Consider the following 18,653-nt stretch of genomic DNA (forward strand, 5'->3'; position numbering starts at 1 on the left):
GCGTTTTCTCTGAACGCATTGACGATGACTGACTGGTCAGTCATATTATGGCCATGACAAAGCGCATCGAAGAAACGAGCCGCTCCCGGCCTGCCAGGCGCCGGACCACCGCGATCCGGGCTGCCGCGGCGAAGATCCCGAAGGTGGCCTCGGCAAAGCTGCCTGAGCCGAAGCCCGCCGCGAACCGCGCCGAGAAATCGGCGGAGCGGCGCGCTGCGATCGTCGAGGCGGCGATGGACGAGTTCATTGCGCGCGGCTTCGCCGCGACGCGGCTCGACGATGTCGCTAAGCGGGCGGGCGTCGCCAAGGGCACGCTCTATCTGTACTTCAAGGACAAGGAGTCGATGTTCGAGGAGTTGATCCGCACCGCAGTCGTGCCCTTGGTCAATCGCATGGCCGCGCCGCCCACCATCACCGGTCCGGTGCGCGATGCGGTGGAGAGGTTTGCCGAGACCTTCATCCGCGAGATCGTGTCGACCCGGCGCGGCGACATCGTCCGCCTGATCGTCTCCGAAGGGCCGCGCTTCCCGACGATCGCCGACTTCTATTTCCGCGAGGTGGTGTCGAAGGGGATGGCCGCGATGCAGGCGCTGATCCAGCTTGCGATCACGCGCGGCGAGATCAGGCAGCGCCAGCTCGCGCAGTTTCCCCAACTCGTCGTGGCGCCCGCGATCGTCGCGGTGATCTGGCAGAGCCTGTTTGCCCGGCACGCGCCGCTCGATGCTCTCGCGATGTTCAAGGTTCATCTCGATCTGATCTTCGGCGAACGGAGCAAGTCATGACCGTCTCGCGCATGATGAAGCTCGTGACCGCAGTCGTGCTGGCGGCGGCGCTGGCCGGTTGCCAGGAGAAGCGTGATCCCGGCTTCCAGGGCTGGGTCGAGGCCGATATGATCTTCGTCAGCCCCGATGAATCCGGCCGCGTCATCAAGCTCAATGTGCGCGAGGGCGACGAGGTCAAGCCCGGCGATCTGCTCTATTCGGTCGACGACGATTTGCAGCGCGCCGATCTCAACCAGAACAACGCGACCCTTGCCAACGCGCGGCAGAGCTATGACCGCGCGGCCTCGCTGCGCGGCACCGGCGCCGGCACCCAGGCCAATCTGGATTCCGCGGTCTCGGCGCTGCGCGTCGCGGAGGCGCGGGTCAACACCTCGCAGACCCGGCTCGACCGCCGCAAGGGCTTTGCGCCGATCGCGGGCTCGATCCAGCAGATCTATTTCCGCGAGGGCGAGATGGTGCAGGCGCAGCGCCCGGTGCTGTCGATCATGCCGCCCGGCAACATGAAGCTGCGCTTCTTCGTGCCGGAGGCCGAGCTGCCGAAGCTCGCGCTCGGCGACGAGGTGAGGGTGACCTGCGACAATTGCGCCGCCGACCTCACGGCAAAGATCTACTTCATCGCCACCACGGCGGAATACACGCCGCCGGTCATCTACAGCCTCGATGAACGCAACAAGCTGGTCTATCTGATCCAGGCGCGGCCGAGCCGGCCCGATGTGCTGCGCGTCGGTCAGCCGATCAGCATCTACCTCAATCCCAAGACGCCGGTGGCGGAGCGCAGATGAACGGCGGCTCCACCAGCGCGCGGTCCAACGCACCCTCCATCGCGATCGATGTGAAGGGCCTGACCAAGTCGTTTGGCGGACGCGAGGTCGTCCATGACCTGTCGATGCAGGTCAAGCGCGGCTCGATCTACGGCTTCCTCGGTCCCAACGGCAGCGGCAAGACCACGACCATCCGCATCCTGTGCGGCCTGCTGACGCCCGACAGCGGCGAGGGCACCTGCCTCGGCTACGACATCCGGCGCGATGCCGACAAGATCAAGCGCAAGGTCGGCTACATGACGCAGCGCTTCAGCCTCTACCAGGATCTGTCGGTGCGCGAGAATCTCGAATTCGTGGCGCGGCTCTACGGCATGCCGGACGCGCGCGGGGCTGCGGCCGACATGATCGCGCGGATCGGGCTGAAGGGCCGCGAGGAGCAGCTCGCCGCCAACCTTTCCGGCGGCTGGAAGCAGCGGCTGGCGCTCGGCGCCTGCACGCTGCCCAATCCGCAATTGCTGCTGCTCGACGAGCCGACCGCCGGCGTCGATCCCAAGGCGCGGCGCGATTTCTGGAACGAGATCCACGCGCTCGCCGCCGAAGGCCTCACCGTGCTGGTCTCGACCCATTACATGGACGAGGCCGAGCGCTGTCACGAGATCGCCTACATCGCCTACGGCCATCTGTTGGCCCATGGCACGGTGGACGAGGTGATCGCCGCCTCCGCGCTGTCGACCTGGACGGTGACGGGTGAGGATTTCAACGGCCTGATGGCCGAACTCACGGACAAGCCCGGCGTCGACATGGTGGCGCCGTTCGGCACCAGCCTGCACGTCTCCGGCCGCGACAAGGCGGCGCTCGAGGCCGCGATTGCGCCCTATCGGGACAATTCGAAATGGCATTGGCAGGCCAGCGAGCCGTCGCTCGAAGACGTCTTCATCGATCTGATGGGGCGCTCCAAGGATAACTTTCAAGGATAATTTCCAGGGATAATTGCGATGAGCGCAACGGAAACGATCCAGAACAGCGAGGCGAGGGAGCCGGCATTCGGCTTCTGGCGGCGCAGCTACGCGATGCTGGTCAAGGAGTTCATCCAGCTTCGCCGCGACCGCGTCTCGTTCGCCATGATCATCATGCTGCCGGTGATGCAGCTGACGTTGTTCGGCTACGCCATCAACACCACGCCGCGCAATCTGCCGACCGCGGTGCTGACCCAGGAGGACAGCGATCTCGGCCGTTCGATCCTGAAGGCGATGGAGAACACCGCCTATTTCCATTTTGTCCGCGAGGTCCACACCGTCGAGGAGTTCGACGAGCTGCTGCAATCCGGCAAGGTGCTGTTCGGCGTCGAGATCCCGCGCGGCTTCGAGCGCGCGGTGCGGCGCGGCGACAGGCCGGCGCTGCTGGTCGCGGCGGATGCCACCGACCCGGTGGCGTCGGGCTCGGCGCTCGGCGCGCTCGGGCCGCTGGTGCAATCGGCGCTGGCGCATGATCTGCACGTCGGCGATCCCCCGGACATGCCGTTCGAGATCCGCGCTCACGCCCGTTACAACCCGGCGGCGGACTCGCGTCTCAATATCGTGCCCGGCCTGGTCGGAACCATCCTGACCATGACCATGCTGATCTTCACCGCGCTCTCGGTGACGCGCGAGATCGAGCGCGGCACCATGGAGAGCCTGCTGTCGATGCCGATCAAGCCGGTCGAGGTGATGTTCGGCAAGATCATCCCCTATGTGCTGGTCGGCTTCATCCAGGCCACGCTGATCATCGCCATCGGCATTTTGCTGTTCGGCGTGCCGGTCCTCGGCAGCCTCACGCTGTTGGCGCTGCTCACCACGCTGTTCATCACCACCAATCTGTCGATCGGCTACACCTTCTCGACCATCGTCCAGAACCAGCTGCAGGCGATGCAGCTTTCGATGATGTTCTTCCTGCCGAGCATCCTGCTGTCCGGCTTCATGTTTCCGTTCGCGGGCATGCCGGTCTGGGCGCAATATATCGGCGAGGGGCTGCCGCTGACCCACTTCGTGCGCATCGTCCGGGCAATCATGCTGAAGGGGGCGGCGATGCAGAACCTGCAATACGACACCGTCGCATTGGTCGCCCTGATGCTGTTCGCCATGACGATCGCGGTGACGCGCTTCCGCCGCACGCTCGATTGAGGCTATGATGGATGCCATCAATGATCGTCATTCCGGGGCGATGCGAAGCATCGAACCCGGAATCTCGAGATTCCGGGTTCGCTTCGCGCCCCGGGATGACGGGGTGGGAGGCATGGCGGAATCTTCGGACAAAAGCGGCGCAGCGGCAGACACAACCGTATCCGCCGATTTCCATCACGCCCTGATGCGCGAGGTGATGACCACCGAGCTGCTCCGCATCAAGGTGCTGATCGCTACCGCCGCTGCTCTCGCGGCGATCAGTCTGCTGGTGTATTTCTTTGCGCCCGACGCGGTCAGCCGCGTCTGGCACGGCAACCTCAGCCCCGTCTACGTCTTCTACGTCACCATTCCGCTGATCCTGTTCGAGCTCTGGGTGCACGGGGCAATCAGCTGGCACATGCGCAAGGGGCGCGACCTGCCGGTGGTCCGGCGCTACATCGGCGTGCTGGTCGAGACGTCGCTGCCGACCGTCGTGCTGGCGCTGCACATGAATAGCATGGGGCCGCAAGAGGCGCTCGGCTTCGTGGCGCCGCTGATCTATTTCGTCTTCATCATCCTGTCGACGCTACGGCTCGACTTCTGGCTCTCGACCTTCACCGGCTTCGTCGCGGCGGTCGAGCTGTTCTACATGGCGGTGTTCTTCCATCCCTCGGGCGGCGGCGCGGCCGAGACCAGCATCTACTATCACGCCGCGCGGAGCTCGATCATCCTGATCTGCGGCATGTTGGCCGGCGCGGTCGGCATGCAGCTGCGCCGGCAGTTCGCGGCTAGCATCGCGGCCGCCACCGCGCGCGATCGCATCACCAATCTGTTTGGCCAGCACGTCTCGCCGCAGGTGGTCGAACGTCTGATGACGGAGGGTGCCGGCACCGGCAGCGACATCCGCCGTGTTGCGGTGATGTTCGTGGATTTCCGTAGCTTCACGGCCGGTGCGCGCACCCGCTCGCCGCAAGAGGTGGTCGACAGGCTCGATGGCGCCTTTGCCGTGCTGGTCGATATCCTCGATCGCCATGGCGGCATCGTGAACAAGTTTTTGGGCGACGGCTTTCTCGCGCTGTTCGGTGCCCCGTTCGAGACCGGCGACGCCGCGCATCAGGCGGTCGCCGCCGCGCGTGAAATGCTCGCCGCGAACGAGCGCACCAACGCGGCGACGAGCTGGCCGCTGCGCATCGGCATCGGCATCCACATCGGCGAGGTCGTCGCCGGCAATATCGGCTCGCCCCGGCGCAAGGAGTACACCGTGATCGGCGACACCGTGAATTTTGCCGCGCGGCTCGAGGCGCTGAACAAGGAGCTCGGCTCGCAGTTTTTAATTTCCTCCGCGGTGCGCGAGGCGCTCGGCGATGACTGCAAGGACGCGGTGTCGCGCGGCGAGATCCCGGTGCGGGGCTACGAGCACCCGGTGCACGTCTGGCAGTTGGGGTAGGCGGCGACGCTCACATGATCCGAGGCAATCACGCACGGCTCCTCAAGCCGCGCGAGCTGCCTGCATGTGACTACCCGCGATTGCACCGAGTGCTCTGAAGGGCATCGCGCGCGCCGTGCTACGATGACGTCATCGGAATGACCGGAGCACGAGGACAAGCAAGATGCAGCGGCGCTATATCACCGTCGACGTTTTCACCGACCGCGCCTTCGGCGGCAACCCGCTCGGCGTGGTGCTCGACGCCGAAGGGCTGTCGACCGAAGCGATGCAGGCGATCGCGACCGAGTTCAACTATTCCGAGACGACCTTCGTGCTGCCGCCGCAGGACAAGGCCAACGACGCCCAGGTTCGCATCTTCACGGTGCGCTCGGAAATTCCGTTCGCCGGCCATCCCAATGTCGGCACCGCCTTCGTGCTGGCAAGCCGGGCCGCGAAGGCGCCGGCGCGCTTGAGGTTCGAGGAGAAGGCGGGGCTGGTGCCGGTCGAGATCCTGTCCGACGGCGGCAATGTGATCGGGGCCGAGCTGACCGCGCCGCAGGCGTTGCAGCGGACCAACGAGGTGAGCGCGGCCGCGGCCGCCGCGTGCCTGTCGCTGACGGCGGCTGATGTGAAGACCGATCGGCATGCCCCGCAGGTCGTCTCGGTCGGGCTGCCGTTCCTGGTGGTCGAGATCGCCTCGCGCGAGGCGCTGAGGCGCGCCAGGCCCGATGCTGCGGCGTTCGCCAGGACGCTGGCCGAGATCGGCCGCGACGTCGTCTATTTCTACACAAGCGACGTGCCGGCGAGCGAGCAGCCGCTCGACCTGCAGGCGCGCATGTTCCATCCGGGCGCCAGCGGCCTGTCCGAGGATCCCGCCACCGGCAGCGCGACCGCGGCTTGCGCGGCGCTGCTCGCCGATATCGATCCCGCGCGCGATGGCGAATTGCGGCTGCGGATCGGGCAGGGCGTCGACATGGGCCGGCCGAGCCTGTTGCTGACGCGCGTGCGCAAGCAAGGCGGCGCGATCACTTCGGTGCATGTCGGCGGCGGCTGCGTGACGATGATGGAGGGAACGCTGAACGTGCCGGGCGAGGCAGGCTAGAGCTGCGGTGCCGCCAGGTTCTCGATCCCGACGCCGTCGCGCTCTTCGATGATCTCGGCGATCCATCGACGGTGGCAGTGCTGGTGGTCGCGCTCGTAGCAGAGGATGCAGACCGGGCCGGACTGCTTGACCAGCGCCGACAGCTCGTCGAGCTCTTCCTTGGCCTGCGCCGTCTTCAGGTGCGCCGAATAGATCTTGTGCAGCAGCGCATATTGCCCGCTGCGTGCCGCTTCCCGTCCGCTTTTCGGGGTGCCGAGACCGCGCAGATGGACGTAGCCGATGCCGCGCTCGTCGAGACCGGCGGCGAGCTGGGTCTTGGAGAAGCCGGGCCGGCGCGAGGAGGCGATGGCGCGGACGTCGACCAGCAGCTTGACGCCGGCCTGCTCGAGCTCGTCGAGCACCGCCTTCGACGGCGTCTGCTCGTAGCCGATGGTGAACAGCTTCCTGGCCTTCGCCATCGGTTCTCGCTCACTTCACCCGTTCGATCAGCTCCATCGCGCCGGCCGGCGCGCGGACCTTGCCCTCGTGGATCACATAGGCGAACACGTCGCGGGGCGCCTTCTTGGGCGCGGCCTTGTCGACCTTCGGCAGGTCGTCGGGCTCGCTGCCGCCGGCCCAGTCCTGAAACCGCTTGGCCCAGGCGTCGAGCTGCTTCGGCGGATAGCAGGTCTTCAATTCGTCATCGCCCTTCTGCAGCCGGGCATAGACGAAGTCGCTCGCGACGTCGGCGATCGCCGGATATTTGCCGTGCTCGGCGAACACCACCGGCACCTCGTGTTCGCGAATCAGGGCGACGAATTCGGGCACGCAAAAACTGTCATGGCGGACCTCGACGACGTGGCGCAGCGCGCGGCCGTCGAGCTTGCGCGGCAGCAGCTCGAGGAACTTGCCGAAATCGGCGCCGTCGAACTTCTTGGTCGGCGCGAACTGCCAGAGCACCGGCCCGAGCCGGTCCTTCAGCTCCAGCACGCCCGAATCATAGAACCTCTTCACCGAATCGCCGGCCTCGGCGAGCACGCGGCGGTTGGTGGCGAAGCGTGGTCCCTTCAGCGAGAAGATGAAGCCGTCGGGCACTTCGCTGGCCCATTTGCGAAAGCTCTCCGGCTTCTGCGAGCCGTAATAGGTGCCGTTGATCTCGATCGAGGTCAGCTTGGAGGCGGCGTAGGACAGCTCCTTCGCTTGCGCGAGCTTCTCCGGATAGAACACCCCGCGCCACGGCTCGAAGGTCCAGCCGCCGATGCCGATATAGATGTTGCCTGCGTCGGTCTTGGTTGCCTTGGTGTCTGTCTTGGTCGCCTTGGTGGGAGCTTTGGCCACGACTGCACTCATCGTGAGGGAGGGAACAGGAAGCAAGACTAATCAAAATAATCGTGATTGGCCAGTTTGCCAGATCGGCACGGCGGCGCTTATCGTCGCTGTCGCTCTTCGCTACGATGCGCCAAAATGGAGAACAACAATGCGCATGCTGGTTGCGGCCGCCCTCTTGATCATGTCCTCCGCCGCCATATCCTCCGCTGCAATGGCCGATGAGGTCGACGATGCGCACAAGCTCGCGATCACCGGCCGCGACGCCTACTGGAATTGTCTCGCCCGCGAATATCCCCGCGACAGCAACAAGGCGATGTCCGACCAGGAGTTCACCTCGCTGATCGCCAATGTCTGTCCGTCGGAGCGGCAGAACTTCCGTGTGTCGCTGATCGACTTCCTGTCGCTGCAATTTCCGAAGCAGGACGCCGACGCGAATCTGACGACCGCCAACCGTGCGATCGAGCTCGCGCAGAAGGACATCGTGACCGCCTTCACCCGGCGCAGGGCCGCGGCCAAATAGGTTCCCAAATCCTGTTGCGGCCGGCCGATTTTTGATATCAATCCGCGCAGGCGAGGGGATCATCGGCATGAGATCACAATCGACGGCAGGTTTCTTGGGCGCACTGGTCGCGGCCGTCGCGCTGGCGGCGGCGTTCATCTACGGGCCGTCGCCGAGCCAGCTCCGTAACCCGAGCCGGTCCGCCGCACAGCCGCAGGCGGCTCCAGCTGCCGAGGCCGCGCCGGCAGCCCCGGCGCCACGCGGCCCGGTGATCCGGGAAGTCCCGAACAACTAGCGCCTCCTGCGCCCCTTGCGGACCGCCTGGGGCCTTCCTATCTTGCTTGCAACGGCGACGTTGCAGCTTCAGGGCTCCGGCGCCGGACGACCACGACATTGATTGGCTGCGCCGGATGTACGCGCGCCCCTTGTTCGTGGTCGTTGGCATTTTCAGGGGTGTTTTGCCCCGTTTTCCCGCTTTCCGAGCGTGCGTTTGGGTCGGCCTGCCTTGGCAGCGGGAGAGGCTGCGGCTATACGCTGGCGCTCATGAACCAAGCCATCAAGCCGAGCCCCGAAACCTCATCGCAGGCAGCAAGCTTGCCGCTGCTTTCGGTGGTCGTCCCGACCTTCAACGAACGCGACAATGTCACGGTGCTGTACCGCCGGCTCGACGCGATCCTGAAGGACGTGTCCTGGGAAGTCATCTTCGTCGACGACAATTCGCCCGACGGAACCTGGGACGTGGTGCGCGCGCTGGCGCGGAAGGATTCCCGCGTGCGCTGCATCCGCCGGATCGGCCGGCGCGGCCTGTCCGGCGCCTGCATCGAGGGCATCCTGGCCTCGAGCGCGCCCTATGCCGCGGTGATGGACGCCGACCTGCAGCATGACGAGACCCAGCTGCCGAAGATGGTGGCGCTGCTGCAGAGCGGCGAGGCCGAGCTGGTGGTCGGCAGCCGCTATATCGAGGGCTACAAGGCCGACGGCTTCAACAAGCAGCGCGCCGGTGCCAGCGCGTTCGCCACCGAGATCGCGCGCCGCGCGCTGAAGGTCGAGATCGCCGACCCCATGAGCGGCTTCTTCATGATCCGCCGCGACCGTTTCGAGCAGCTCGCGCCGCAGCTGTCGACGCAGGGCTTCAAGATTCTGCTCGACGTCGTGGCGACTGCGGAGGGCAAGCTGCGCGCGGTCGAGATTCCCTACACCTTCGGTGCCCGCCAGCATGGCGAGAGCAAGCTCGACTCGATGGTCGCGCTCGACTTCCTCGGCCTGGTGCTGGCGAAGCTGACCAATGATCTGATCTCGCTGCGCTTCATTCTGTTCGCGGCGGTCGGCGGGCTCGGCCTGGTGGTGCACCTCACCGTGCTGTTCATCGCGCTCGAACTGTTCAAGGCGCCATTCCCGGAGGCCCAGGCCACCGGTGCGATCGTCGCCATGACCAGCAATTTCATCCTCAACAATTTCCTGACCTATCGCGATCAGCGGCTGAAGGGCTTTGGCATCCTGCGCGGCCTGCTGCTGTTCTATCTGGTCTGCAGCGTCGGCCTGCTCGCCAATGTCGGCGTCGCGTTCTCGGTCTACGACCAGGAGCCGATCTGGTGGCTGGCGGGCGCAGCCGGCGCGCTGATGGGCGTGGTTTGGAACTACGCGATGTCCGGGCTGTTCGTCTGGCGCAAGCGATGACGGCGGCATGAACGCGAGCGAGGCGCGGCTGGCCCGAAACACCGCGCTTGCGGTGTGCGCGCTGGTCGTGTTGCGGCTGGCCGCCGCGGCATGGACGCCGCTGACTTTCGACGAAGCCTATTACTGGATGTGGTCGAAGTCGCTCGCCGGCGGCTATTACGACCATCCGCCGATGGTGGCGGTGGTGATCCGGCTCGGCACCATGATCGCGGGCGATACGCCGTTCGGCGTGCGGCTGGTGTCGATCCTGCTCGCACTGCCGATGAGCTGGGCGATCTACCGGGCGGCCGGCATCCTGTTCGGCGGCCGGCGCGTCGCCGCGAGCGCAACGATCCTGCTCAATGTCACGCTGATGGCCGCCGTCGGCACGCTGATCGTGACGCCGGATGCGCCGCTGCTGGTCGCTGCCAGCCTCCTGCTGTACGCGCTGGCAAAGGTGCTGGAGAGCGGTCGCGGCGAATGGTGGCTTGCGGTCGGCGCCAGCGCCGGCGCGGCGCTGCTGTCGAAATACTCGGCGCTGTTCTTTGGTCCGGCGATCCTGATCTGGCTTGCGATGGTGCCGAAGCTGCGGCGCTGGTTTCTGTCGCCCTGGCTCTATCTCGGCGGCCTGGTCGCGCTCGGCCTGTTCAGCCCGGTCATCCGCTGGAATGCCGACCATCACTGGGTGTCCTTCATCAAGCAGATGGGCCGCGCGCGGATCGAGGATTTCCGCCCGACCTACATCGCCGAGTTGATCCCGACCCAGTTTGCGTTCGCAACGCCATTGGTCTTCATCCTCGGCGTGATGGGCCTCTACGCGCTCTATCGGCGCCGCGCCGGCGCGCTGGAGGCGCGCGTGCTGGTCAACACGATGTTCTGGACCATCGTGGTCTACTTCACCTGGCACGCATTGCATGCGCGGGTCGAGGCCAACTGGTTCGCGCCGGTCTATCCCGCCTTTGCCGTAGCGGCCGCGGTCGCGGCAGTCCAGGTGCAGTGGGCGTCGCGCGAGCAGCGCACGGTCGATTTCTGCCGCCGCTGGGCCGCACCCGTCGGCGTCGTGCTGTTCGCGCTGCTGATCGTGCAGGCCAACACCGGTTTGCTCTCGGGCTACCGCCGCGACGCCACCGTGCGCAGCGTCGGTGTCGGCTGGCAGGAGCTTACGGACGAGATCGAGGCGACCCGCGTCCGGACCGGCGCGAGCTGCGTGCTGGCGGCGGACTACGGCACCACCGGCTGGCTCGCCTTCTATCTCCCCAAGGGCACCTGCGTCGCCCAGCAGGGCCAGCGCATTCGCTGGGTCAACATGCAAGAGCCGAGCCCGGCGCAACTGGCTGGCAAGCTGCTCTATGTGCATGAGGTCGAGCAGGCGATGCCGGCCTCGCTGCGCGACAATTTCGCCCGTGTCGAAACGGTGGCCGAGGCCAAACGCATGCGGGGGCCGTTGACCATCGAGACCTACGCGCTCGACCTGCTGGAAGGCGCAAAGGGCGAGATCCTCGACCGTTCCCCGCCGCCGGAACTGCAATAAATCCTCGCCGTTGAGTGTCGGATCGTCCGGGTCCGGGTCGTCTTCCAGACAGCCCGTCAACCACGCGAGGTTCCAACATGACCAGTTCCGTCCTCAAGCCTGCTGCCGAACTCGCCACGACCAATGTCAGGCGCTTTCCCAATGAGAGCGCCGAGTATCGAAGCGCCCGCCAGGAATTGCTCGTCGAAGAGATCGAGCTGCGCCGGCATATCGAGCGCGTCGCCGCGCTACGCCGCGCATTGCCGCCGGGCGGCGAGGTGACCAAGTCCTATGAGTTCATCGGAGAGGCCGGTGCGGCATCGCTCGCCGATCTGTTCGGCAGCAAGCCGACCCTCATCATCTACAGCTACATGTACGGCCCGCAGCGCGAGAAGCCGTGTCCGATGTGCACGTCGTTCATGAGCACGTGGGAGGAGAAGCTGCCCGATATCGAGCAGCGCGTGTCGTTCGTGTTCGTGGCGCGCTCGCCGATCGCACGGCTGATCGAGGCGAAGAAGGCGCGCGGCTGGACGCGTCACAGGATCTACTCGGATGCGTCGGGTGATTACACGCGCGACTATGTCAGCAAGGATGACAGCGACCTGCCGGGCTACAATGTCTTCACGCGCCACAACGGCACGATCCGTCATTTCTGGGCAGGCGAAATGGGTGCGGGCACGATGGACCCCGGCCAGGACCCGCGCGGCGCACCGGACATGGATCCGCTGTGGACCTTGCTCGACACGACGCCTGAAGGACGCGGCAAGGACTGGTATCCGAAGCTCAGCTACTGAGAGATGGTTTTTGCTCGATCCCCGCGCGATTACGGGGCGATCGGCAAGGAAATTCTCCCCTGAATATATTCCGGTATGCCGCGCTGGAGCGGCATACCGGAATGTCCCATGATGGGACAGAAAAGCCGCTTTGGCGGTCCAATGTCATCTTAAAAAAGCCCTACGCCACAGGCACTTCCCGCGCTGCAGGGGATCGCATCCGGTTAAGTCGCATTTAACTAAAAGTCGCCTTAATGGCCGTCTGTGCCCCCGCGCGACGTTGAGCCGAACACCCGTTCGACCCCGCGTCGAGTGAGGGACAAAGGTGGACCTGTTTTGAGCGCCGGGCGTATGGGTACGAGTGCGAGTGCGTATGTTCTTGGGGCGCCAAGCCGCAAGAAATCCTCCCGAAAAATTCTCCCACAGCATTTCCTCGGCAGCGCCGCGGTGGCGGGGCTGGTGCTTGGCTGCGCCTGGACCGTCTACGCCAACATTTTTGCGGCGAGCGTCTATCCCTCCGTGGGCAATGCGTCGTTCGATGCGCCGGTGGTGAAGCGGCCCGTCGCGGTCGCTGCGCGGCCGACGCCGGCCTTCAACGAGGTGTTCGCGTCCTTGACGCCCGCACCGGCGGCGCCCGCGAAGACCGAGGTCGCGAAGTCGGAAGTCCCGGCATCGTCGCTTATGTTTAACGATCGGTTTGCGGCCGCCTCGCCCGAGGGCGTCGCGTCCAGCGTCGTGGCTGACGCCGCATCGCAGATCGACCCGATCAAGCAGGCCGCTGCTCCCAAGGTCGCCGAAGCGGCGAGGGCGGTCGCCTCCGCGGAGCTTGCCGAGACATCGAAGCCGTTGCCGGCGCCGAAGTCGGTCGAGACCGCCAAGAAGCAGGCCGCCGCCAATCTGAAGGTGGCGCTCAACGATCCCACCGCGGACGTTCAGCCCAAGGGGGCCGAGAAGGCGTCCGAGGCGAAGCCTGCCGAGGCCAAGCAGGCTGCGAAGTCCGGCGGCGTTCGCGACATGGCCGCGCGCGCCAAGGCCGCGGTGATGTCGATCGCATCGAACGAGCGGCAGACCATGGTCGAAAAACTGTGGGGCAAGCGGGAGTCGAGCGGCGGACTGCTCTCCTTCGCTTCAGCCGATGCGAACGTGACCGGCAGCATCCCCTCGACGTTGGACCAGAACCCGATGCTCGGCGGCTCGCCGCCCTATGACCGTCAGACCGCGGTCTACGACATCTCAGCCAAGACCGTGTACCTGCCCGACGGCACGCGCCTCGAGGCGCATTCGGGCCTCGGCTCCAGGCTCGACGACCCCAGGTCCTCGCATCTGAAGATGGTCGGCGTGACGCCGCCGCACATTTACGAGCTCAAGCCGCGCGAGGCGCTGTTCCACGGCGTGCCGGCACTGCGGCTCAATCCGATCGGCGGCGAGGGCAAGATCTTCAACCGCGACGGCTTGCTCGCGCACACCTTCATGCTCGGTCCGAACGGCGACTCCAACGGTTGCGTCTCGTTCAAGGACTATTACGCGTTCCTCGACGCCTACCGTAACAAGGGCATCCGCCGTCTCGCGGTGCTCGCGCGGATTCAGTAGTCAGAGCGGGCAGCGGCCCACCGCCGCGGCCTGATCGACGTCTGGAACTGGATGCCATAGTCGCTATACTGCACTGATCCAGAGCGAGTCCAAGCTCGGCAACGGATCTGGTGCAACGCGAACATGTCTCCCACACACTCCATCGAAACCCCGCCGCCGATCACGACCGAAGCGTTCGTCGATGCCGCAGCCGCCGTTGTCCGCCTCGAAGAGATCTACGAGCGCAACACCGGCTTCCTGCGCAATCGTTTCGAGGCCTATGTCAACGGCGTGCCGTTCACGACGCGGGTGCGGGCGCATTATCCGTTCGTCCGCATCACGACCTCGTCGCACGCGCGGCTCGACTCGCGGCTTGCCTACGGCTTCGTCGCAGGACCCGGTGTCCACGAGACCAGCATCACGCGGCCGGATATCTTCCGGACCTATCTCACCGAGCAGATCGGGCTCCTGATCAAGAACCATGGCGTGGCGGTCGAGATCGGCGAGTCGCAGGAGCCGATCCCGATCCATTTCGCCTACCGCCGGGACATCAATATCGAGGCGGCGCTGACCATCGCCGACAGTTCGGCGTTCACCAGGTCGCTGCGCGACATCTTCGATACGCCCGATCTCGCCGCGATGGACGATGCGATCGCCGACGGGACCTTTGAGCTGACGCCGGGCGTGCCGGAGCCGCTGGCGCTGTTCCGCGCGGCGCGGGTCGATTACTCGCTGCGCCGGCTCTACCACTACACCGGCACCGATCCGGAGCACTTCCAGAATTTCGTGATCTTCACGAACTACCAGTTCTATGTCGATGCCTTCGTGCAGCTCTCCCAGCAGCGGCTTGCGTCGGGCGAGGCCGGTCTCGAGGCCTTCGTCGCGCCCGGCAATGTGATCATGCACAATGCGCGGCTCGGCGGCGGCACCACCGGGACCCCGTCCGAACGCGTCCCGCAGATGCCGGCCTTTCATCTGGTCCGGCCCGGCTATCGCGGCATTACCTTGATCAATATCGGAATCGGTCCGTCCAATGCGCGCAACATCACCGATCACGTCGCGGTGCTGCGGCCGCATGCCTGGCTGATGATCGGGCACTGCGCCGGACTGCGCAATACGCAGCGGCTCGGCGATTATGTGCTCGCCCATGGCTATGTGCGCGGGGACCACGTGCTCGATCACGAGCTGCCGCTCTGGGTGCCGATCCCGGCGCTTGCGGAGATGCAGGTCGCGCTTGAGGAAGCCGTCGGCGAGGTGACCGGGCTCACCGGCTTCGAGCTCAAGCGGCTGATGCGCACCGGCACGGTCGCCAGCGTCGACAACCGCAACTGGGAGATCAGCGGGCCGCAGGTGATCCGGCGCATGTCGCAGTCGCGCGCGGTCGCGCTCGACATGGAATCGGCGGCGATCGCCGCCAACGGCTATCGCTTCCGCGTACCCTACGGCACGCTGCTATGCGTCTCCGACAAGCCGCTGCACGGCGAGATCAAACTCGCAGGCATGGCCAGCGAATTCTACCGCCAGCGCGTCGGCCAGCACCTTGAGATCGGTCTCAGGGCGCTGGAGCGGCTCAAGCAGCAGGAATCCGAACGCCTGCATTCGCGCAAGCTGCGCAGCTTTGCCGAGGTCGCGTTTCAGTAGCGAACGCAGAGCGGAGCGGCCCTCAGGCGAGCGCGTTGCCGCGGGCGATGATCGCGAAGCGGTCGGACAGTTCGGCGAGCGCGACGTCGTGAATCAGCCTTGCGGCAATCGTGCCGCCGACGCCGTCGGGCAGGTCGCGGGTGGCGCAGCTGTCGGCGTCGATCGTGGTGCGGAAGCCGAGATCGAGCGCGGCGCGGGCCGTCGAGCTCACGCACATATGCGTCATGAAGCCGGCCAGCACCAGCTCCTTGCGGCCGGTCGCGGCAAGCTGCGCGTTGAGGTCGGTGCCGGCGAACGCGTTCGGCAATTGCTTCTCGATCACGATCTCGCCCGGCCGCGGCGCCAGCGGCGCGACGATCGCGCCACGCTCCGCGCTGCGGTCGAACAGGCTGCCCGGCTGGCCCTTGTGCGCGATGTGGATGATCGCGGCGCCGCTTTCCCGGGCGCGCGCGAGCAATGCGGTGGCGCGCGCAATCGCCGGGTTGGCGTCGGGCAGCGCCAGCGGACCGGCCAGATATTCGTTCTGGATATCGATCAGCACCAGGCAGCTGTCGCCGAGGCGGGGCGGGGTGAGGTCGATACCGGCAAGCTGCATCAATGTCTTGGCTGACGTCATGGTCGTTCTCCAGCGGATGTGTCGCCGAAAACATAGCCCGAGATCGGCCTGCTGTTATGCAGGGATATTGCAGCCAGTGGCTGCGTTATTGCAGGCGGCAGCCGCGCGATGTAGCCTGCCGCCATGAACTGGGACGATCTTCGCATCATCGCGGCCGTCAGGGACGAGGGCACCTACGCGGGCGCCAGCGCGCGGCTGCGCATCGACGAGACCACGGTCGGGCGCAGGCTGGCGCGGATCGAGCGCGCGCTCGGCCTGCGCCTGTTCGAGGCCGTCGATGGCGTCCGCAAGCCGACTCGGCAGTGCGACATGGTGCTCGCGCATATCGAGGCGATGGCGGCGCATGCCGAGGAGATCGGCCGGATCGGCGAAAGCCTGCCTGGTCCGGTCGGGCGGCTGCGCATCGCCTCCACCAGCGCGATCGCCGAGGAGGTGCTGGCGCCGCGCACAAGTGAATTCCTGCGCGCCCATCCAGGTCTGACGCTGCAGTTTCTGACGTCGAGCGACAATGTAAAATTCTCGCGCTGGGAGGCCGATCTCGCGATCCGCTTGCGCAAGCCGGACAAGGGCGACTTTGCGATCTCGAAGCTTGCCGAGGTCAGGTCGTATTTCTTCGAGCCGGCCGCGACGACAGCGGGCGAAGCGATGCTGTGCGCCTATCCCGACGAGCTTGGAGGGATTCCGGAAATGCAGTTCCTGCGCACGAAGCGACTTCGCGCGCGCTGCGTCACCGACAATGTCCGGATCATCCACACGCTGATTCAGTCGCATCACGCGGTCGGCGTGTTGCCGGAGCACAGCTGTGCCGACCTGCTGACCGACCGACGTTTGCGCGCCACGCTGCTGCCGAAGCGACGCGACGTCTGGCTCCTGGTGCAGAACCATCTCAAGCGCGACGCGGCGACGCGCGTCACCATCGACTGGCTGCGCGCCTGCTTCCAGGATGCCACGCAGAGGGGGTGAGGTGCCTCGCAATGACGGGACGTGCCGCGACGCGTGGGTCACAGCAGCGCCCCGTCATGAAAAAATCACACGCAGCCCTCTTGCAACCCGGACGTGCTTCGTCTATTAGCCCGCTCCTTCGCTTCGGCCACGGGTTCGGGCTCGTTGAGATCCCGACTGGCGCGAGCCGCTTTGCGGTGTCGTGTTCCGCCGAAATGAAGATCGCGAGATGAAGCTCATGGTCGAGCGTCGGGGATGAAATCCCGAAGGCATCGGTTCGAATCCGGTCTCTCACAAAGGATAGCTCAGTTGGTTAGAGCAGGTGAATGATACTCATCGGGTCGCGGGTTCGATTCCCGCTCCAAGCGCTCCGTTTCAGCCTGTAAAGCTGATACCTCTGAAGGGGACCGGACGCGCGCTTCAGTCGCAGTCCGGCCGTCCTGCCGCAAGGCATTTCGTCCGAACATCGACACTGTGAGACCGGCTTTGCGCCGCGGTGGATACCGCTTGCGCTGATGCCGGGTGGCTCCGCTCGGCCGCGCGACATTCGTCGCGCGAACGCGCGCGTGCGCCCGTCATCGCGCAAGCCTTAAGCCACGGCCCGCTTGGCTGACAGGAAGCCGCGTTCGCGTCCTCACGTCCTTTGCCAAATGCAACCCGCTCTCAGGCCCATGGGCCTGAAGGCAAACGATGGAGGCGTGTCATGACCTGGCACTTCTTGACGACCAATTTGACGGTGAAGGATGGCGAGCGCGCGTTGCTGACGCGCAACGGCCGGCTCGAGCAGGTGCTCGCGCCCGGACGTCACCGCCTGTTCGATCCCCTGCATCAGCTCAAGGCCGAGCTGTTCAGCGTCGTGCGGACCGAATTCCCCGCGGATCGCTTCGCGGTGATCAAGGCCGCGCGGCCTGATCTCGCCGACGAGCTGTTCGAGGCGGTGGAAACCCGCGCGAACGAGATCGCGATCGTCAGCCTCGACGGCCGTCCCGTGCAACTGATGACGCCTTGGCAGACGCGCGTGTACTGGAAGGTCGCGACGTCGGTCGAGGTCGAGCGCATCGACGTCACCAGCGATCCCAGGGTCACGGCACGCCACCTCGCGATGATCCAGCCCAACCGGGCCGGCGTCATCACCGAGGCGGTGGTCGAGAACCACGAGGCCGGTCTGCTCACGGTCGAGGGCAAGCTGGTCGAGCGGCTCGCGCCCGGTCGGCACGCGTTCTGGATCGCGGGCCGCAAGATCGAGGTCAAGCGCCTCGATCTGCGTCCCCAGGCGGTCGAGATCACGGCGCAGGAGATGCTGACCAAGGATCGCATCGCGCTGCGCGTGACGCTGACCGCGTTCCGCCGGATCATCGATCCCGAGCGGGTCGTGGCAACGGTGCCCGACGTGGATGCGTGGCTGTACCGCCTGGTGCAGTTCGCGATCCGCGAGGCGGTGGCCGGCCGCACGCTGGACGAGGTGCTGTCCGCGAAGACGGCGCTCGACACGGAGCTTCGCGACTTCGTCCGCGATCGTGTCGCGGACAGCGGTGTCGAGGTCACCGAGCTCGGCGTGAAGGACGTGATCCTGCCCGGCGAGATCCGCGAGCTGGTCAACAAGGTGGTGGAGGCGGAGCGGGTGGCGAAGGCCAACCTGATCCGCCGCCAGGAGGAGACCGCGGCGACGCGTTCGCTCCTGAACACCGCCAGGCTGATGGAGGAGAACCCTCTGCTGCTGCGGCTCAAGGAGCTGGAGTCGCTCGAGCGTCTGGTCGAGAAGGTCGGCCGCATCGACCTGCATGCGGGCGAGGGCCAGGGCCTCGATGCGCTGCTGACCAAGCTGGTGCGTCTCAAGGCGCCCGAGAGCGCGTAAGACAGGAAGGGCCGCCCACGGGCGGCCCTTCGATTTTTTAGCCGGGACGGACCGACGGCAATCGTACGAATGTTA

General features: G+C 65.9%; 19 protein-coding genes and 2 tRNA genes. 17 read left to right on the forward strand and 4 right to left on the reverse strand.

Features of this window, described 5'->3' with window-relative positions:
• Positions 1 to 40: 40 nt before the first annotated feature.
• Positions 41 to 247 (reverse strand): hypothetical protein, encoded by a 207-nt coding sequence (locus ACVIYL_RS27350; RefSeq protein WP_253610085.1) that lies wholly within the window; start codon positions 245 to 247, stop codon positions 41 to 43.
• Between ACVIYL_RS27350 and ACVIYL_RS27355 the strand changes: the two genes are divergently transcribed.
• The 6 genes from ACVIYL_RS27355 (at position 219) to ACVIYL_RS27380 (ending at position 6,209) form a co-directional block, all read left to right on the forward strand.
• Positions 219 to 782, forward strand: a complete 564-nt coding sequence (locus ACVIYL_RS27355; protein WP_253609975.1) for a TetR/AcrR family transcriptional regulator — start codon at positions 219 to 221, stop codon at positions 780 to 782. The genes ACVIYL_RS27350 and ACVIYL_RS27355 overlap by 29 nt on opposite strands.
• Positions 779 to 1,564, forward strand: coding sequence for an HlyD family secretion protein (locus ACVIYL_RS27360; protein WP_253607975.1), 786 nt, complete (start codon positions 779 to 781; stop codon positions 1,562 to 1,564). Before ACVIYL_RS27355 ends, ACVIYL_RS27360 begins: the two co-directional genes overlap by 4 nt.
• Positions 1,561 to 2,520, forward strand: coding sequence for an ABC transporter ATP-binding protein (locus ACVIYL_RS27365; protein ID WP_057018437.1), 960 nt, complete (start codon positions 1,561 to 1,563; stop codon positions 2,518 to 2,520). Before ACVIYL_RS27360 ends, ACVIYL_RS27365 begins: the two co-directional genes overlap by 4 nt.
• A gap of 18 nt (positions 2,521 to 2,538) precedes the next feature.
• Positions 2,539 to 3,702 carry an ABC transporter permease gene (locus ACVIYL_RS27370; protein WP_456780284.1) on the forward strand — a complete coding sequence of 388 codons (1,164 nt, stop codon included), beginning with the start codon at positions 2,539 to 2,541 and terminating at the stop codon, positions 3,700 to 3,702.
• 112 nt (positions 3,703 to 3,814) lie between these two features.
• Positions 3,815 to 5,128, forward strand: coding sequence for an adenylate/guanylate cyclase domain-containing protein (locus tag ACVIYL_RS27375; protein ID WP_456780285.1), 1,314 nt, complete (start codon positions 3,815 to 3,817; stop codon positions 5,126 to 5,128).
• A gap of 163 nt (positions 5,129 to 5,291) precedes the next feature.
• Positions 5,292 to 6,209, forward strand: coding sequence for a PhzF family phenazine biosynthesis protein (locus tag ACVIYL_RS27380; protein ID WP_253607978.1), 918 nt, complete (start codon positions 5,292 to 5,294; stop codon positions 6,207 to 6,209).
• On the opposite strand, the gene ACVIYL_RS27385 is transcribed toward ACVIYL_RS27380, so the two are convergent.
• Together ACVIYL_RS27385 and ACVIYL_RS27390 are read right to left on the reverse strand one after the other, a co-directional pair.
• Positions 6,206 to 6,667 carry a DUF488 domain-containing protein gene (locus ACVIYL_RS27385; protein ID WP_456780286.1) on the reverse strand — a complete coding sequence of 154 codons (462 nt, stop codon included), beginning with the start codon at positions 6,665 to 6,667 and terminating at the stop codon, positions 6,206 to 6,208. The genes ACVIYL_RS27380 and ACVIYL_RS27385 overlap by 4 nt on opposite strands.
• A 10-nt stretch (positions 6,668 to 6,677) precedes the next feature.
• On the reverse strand, positions 6,678 to 7,526 hold the full coding sequence (locus tag ACVIYL_RS27390; protein ID WP_057018468.1) for a DUF72 domain-containing protein: 849 nt from the start codon (positions 7,524 to 7,526) through the stop codon (positions 6,678 to 6,680).
• 139 nt (positions 7,527 to 7,665) lie between these two features.
• On the opposite strand from ACVIYL_RS27390, the gene ACVIYL_RS27395 reads away from it, so the two are divergent.
• From ACVIYL_RS27395 to ACVIYL_RS27425, 7 genes are all read left to right on the forward strand, one after another.
• Positions 7,666 to 8,037 (forward strand): hypothetical protein, encoded by a 372-nt coding sequence (locus ACVIYL_RS27395; protein WP_028339943.1) that lies wholly within the window; start codon positions 7,666 to 7,668, stop codon positions 8,035 to 8,037.
• Between the two features lie 67 nt (positions 8,038 to 8,104).
• Entirely contained in the window at positions 8,105 to 8,311 is a 207-nt protein-coding gene (locus ACVIYL_RS27400; RefSeq protein WP_456780287.1) for a hypothetical protein, read from the forward strand.
• A gap of 248 nt (positions 8,312 to 8,559) precedes the next feature.
• The gene (locus ACVIYL_RS27405; protein WP_076828534.1) at positions 8,560 to 9,693 is read left to right on the forward strand and encodes a glycosyltransferase; all 1,134 of its coding nucleotides are present in this window, start codon (positions 8,560 to 8,562) and stop codon (positions 9,691 to 9,693) included.
• Positions 9,694 to 9,700: 7 nt separating this feature from the next.
• Positions 9,701 to 11,203, forward strand: a complete 1,503-nt coding sequence (locus ACVIYL_RS27410) for a glycosyltransferase family 39 protein (RefSeq protein ID WP_456780288.1) — start codon at positions 9,701 to 9,703, stop codon at positions 11,201 to 11,203.
• Positions 11,204 to 11,280: 77 nt separating this feature from the next.
• The gene (locus tag ACVIYL_RS27415) at positions 11,281 to 11,976 is read left to right on the forward strand and encodes a DUF899 family protein (RefSeq protein WP_253607983.1); all 696 of its coding nucleotides are present in this window, start codon (positions 11,281 to 11,283) and stop codon (positions 11,974 to 11,976) included.
• Between the two features lie 330 nt (positions 11,977 to 12,306).
• Complete coding sequence (locus ACVIYL_RS27420) at positions 12,307 to 13,545, forward strand: tlde1 domain-containing protein (RefSeq protein WP_310881170.1); 1,239 nt, start codon at positions 12,307 to 12,309, stop codon at positions 13,543 to 13,545.
• A 123-nt stretch (positions 13,546 to 13,668) separates the two neighbouring features.
• Positions 13,669 to 15,165, forward strand: a complete 1,497-nt coding sequence (locus tag ACVIYL_RS27425; protein WP_456780289.1) for an AMP nucleosidase — start codon at positions 13,669 to 13,671, stop codon at positions 15,163 to 15,165.
• Between the two features lie 22 nt (positions 15,166 to 15,187).
• On the opposite strand, the gene ACVIYL_RS27430 is transcribed toward ACVIYL_RS27425, so the two are convergent.
• The gene (locus ACVIYL_RS27430; RefSeq protein ID WP_028336826.1) at positions 15,188 to 15,781 is read right to left on the reverse strand and encodes a cysteine hydrolase family protein; all 594 of its coding nucleotides are present in this window, start codon (positions 15,779 to 15,781) and stop codon (positions 15,188 to 15,190) included.
• Positions 15,782 to 15,904: 123 nt separating this feature from the next.
• Between ACVIYL_RS27430 and ACVIYL_RS27435 the strand changes: the two genes are divergently transcribed.
• The 4 genes from ACVIYL_RS27435 to ACVIYL_RS27450 all read left to right on the forward strand — a co-directional run bounded on the left by ACVIYL_RS27435 (position 15,905) and on the right by ACVIYL_RS27450 (position 18,578).
• Positions 15,905 to 16,744, forward strand: a complete 840-nt coding sequence (locus tag ACVIYL_RS27435; RefSeq protein WP_310881168.1) for a LysR family transcriptional regulator — start codon at positions 15,905 to 15,907, stop codon at positions 16,742 to 16,744.
• Between the two features lie 203 nt (positions 16,745 to 16,947).
• A tRNA-Phe gene (locus ACVIYL_RS27440) sits at positions 16,948 to 17,019 on the forward strand.
• A 2-nt stretch (positions 17,020 to 17,021) separates the two neighbouring features.
• Positions 17,022 to 17,088, forward strand: a tRNA-Ile gene (locus tag ACVIYL_RS27445).
• Between the two features lie 338 nt (positions 17,089 to 17,426).
• Complete coding sequence (locus tag ACVIYL_RS27450) at positions 17,427 to 18,578, forward strand: SPFH domain-containing protein (protein ID WP_456780290.1); 1,152 nt, start codon at positions 17,427 to 17,429, stop codon at positions 18,576 to 18,578.
• Positions 18,579 to 18,653: the final 75 nt, after the last annotated feature.

This window comes from Bradyrhizobium sp. USDA 3315 (genome assembly GCF_054056795.1).

Excerpts from the sequence above, each read along its gene's own strand:
- ACVIYL_RS27350 (WP_253610085.1), bottom strand. The coding sequence starts at position 247 with ATGAACTCGTCCATCGCCGCCTCGACGATCGCAGCGCGCCGCTCCGCC.
- ACVIYL_RS27360 (WP_253607975.1), top strand. The coding sequence starts at position 779 with ATGACCGTCTCGCGCATGATGAAGCTCGTGACCGCAGTCGTGCTGGCG.
- ACVIYL_RS27365 (WP_057018437.1), top strand. The coding sequence starts at position 1,561 with ATGAACGGCGGCTCCACCAGCGCGCGGTCCAACGCACCCTCCATCGCG.
- ACVIYL_RS27370 (WP_456780284.1), top strand. The coding sequence starts at position 2,539 with ATGAGCGCAACGGAAACGATCCAGAACAGCGAGGCGAGGGAGCCGGCA.
- ACVIYL_RS27375 (WP_456780285.1), top strand. The coding sequence starts at position 3,815 with ATGGCGGAATCTTCGGACAAAAGCGGCGCAGCGGCAGACACAACCGTA.
- ACVIYL_RS27380 (WP_253607978.1), top strand. The coding sequence starts at position 5,292 with ATGCAGCGGCGCTATATCACCGTCGACGTTTTCACCGACCGCGCCTTC.
- ACVIYL_RS27385 (WP_456780286.1), bottom strand. The coding sequence starts at position 6,667 with ATGGCGAAGGCCAGGAAGCTGTTCACCATCGGCTACGAGCAGACGCCG.
- ACVIYL_RS27395 (WP_028339943.1), top strand. The coding sequence starts at position 7,666 with ATGCGCATGCTGGTTGCGGCCGCCCTCTTGATCATGTCCTCCGCCGCC.
- ACVIYL_RS27400 (WP_456780287.1), top strand. The coding sequence starts at position 8,105 with ATGAGATCACAATCGACGGCAGGTTTCTTGGGCGCACTGGTCGCGGCC.
- ACVIYL_RS27405 (WP_076828534.1), top strand. The coding sequence starts at position 8,560 with ATGAACCAAGCCATCAAGCCGAGCCCCGAAACCTCATCGCAGGCAGCA.
- ACVIYL_RS27410 (WP_456780288.1), top strand. The coding sequence starts at position 9,701 with ATGAACGCGAGCGAGGCGCGGCTGGCCCGAAACACCGCGCTTGCGGTG.
- ACVIYL_RS27415 (WP_253607983.1), top strand. The coding sequence starts at position 11,281 with ATGACCAGTTCCGTCCTCAAGCCTGCTGCCGAACTCGCCACGACCAAT.
- ACVIYL_RS27420 (WP_310881170.1), top strand. The coding sequence starts at position 12,307 with ATGGGTACGAGTGCGAGTGCGTATGTTCTTGGGGCGCCAAGCCGCAAG.
- ACVIYL_RS27425 (WP_456780289.1), top strand. The coding sequence starts at position 13,669 with ATGTCTCCCACACACTCCATCGAAACCCCGCCGCCGATCACGACCGAA.
- ACVIYL_RS27430 (WP_028336826.1), bottom strand. The coding sequence starts at position 15,781 with ATGACGTCAGCCAAGACATTGATGCAGCTTGCCGGTATCGACCTCACC.
- ACVIYL_RS27435 (WP_310881168.1), top strand. The coding sequence starts at position 15,905 with ATGAACTGGGACGATCTTCGCATCATCGCGGCCGTCAGGGACGAGGGC.
- ACVIYL_RS27450 (WP_456780290.1), top strand. The coding sequence starts at position 17,427 with ATGACCTGGCACTTCTTGACGACCAATTTGACGGTGAAGGATGGCGAG.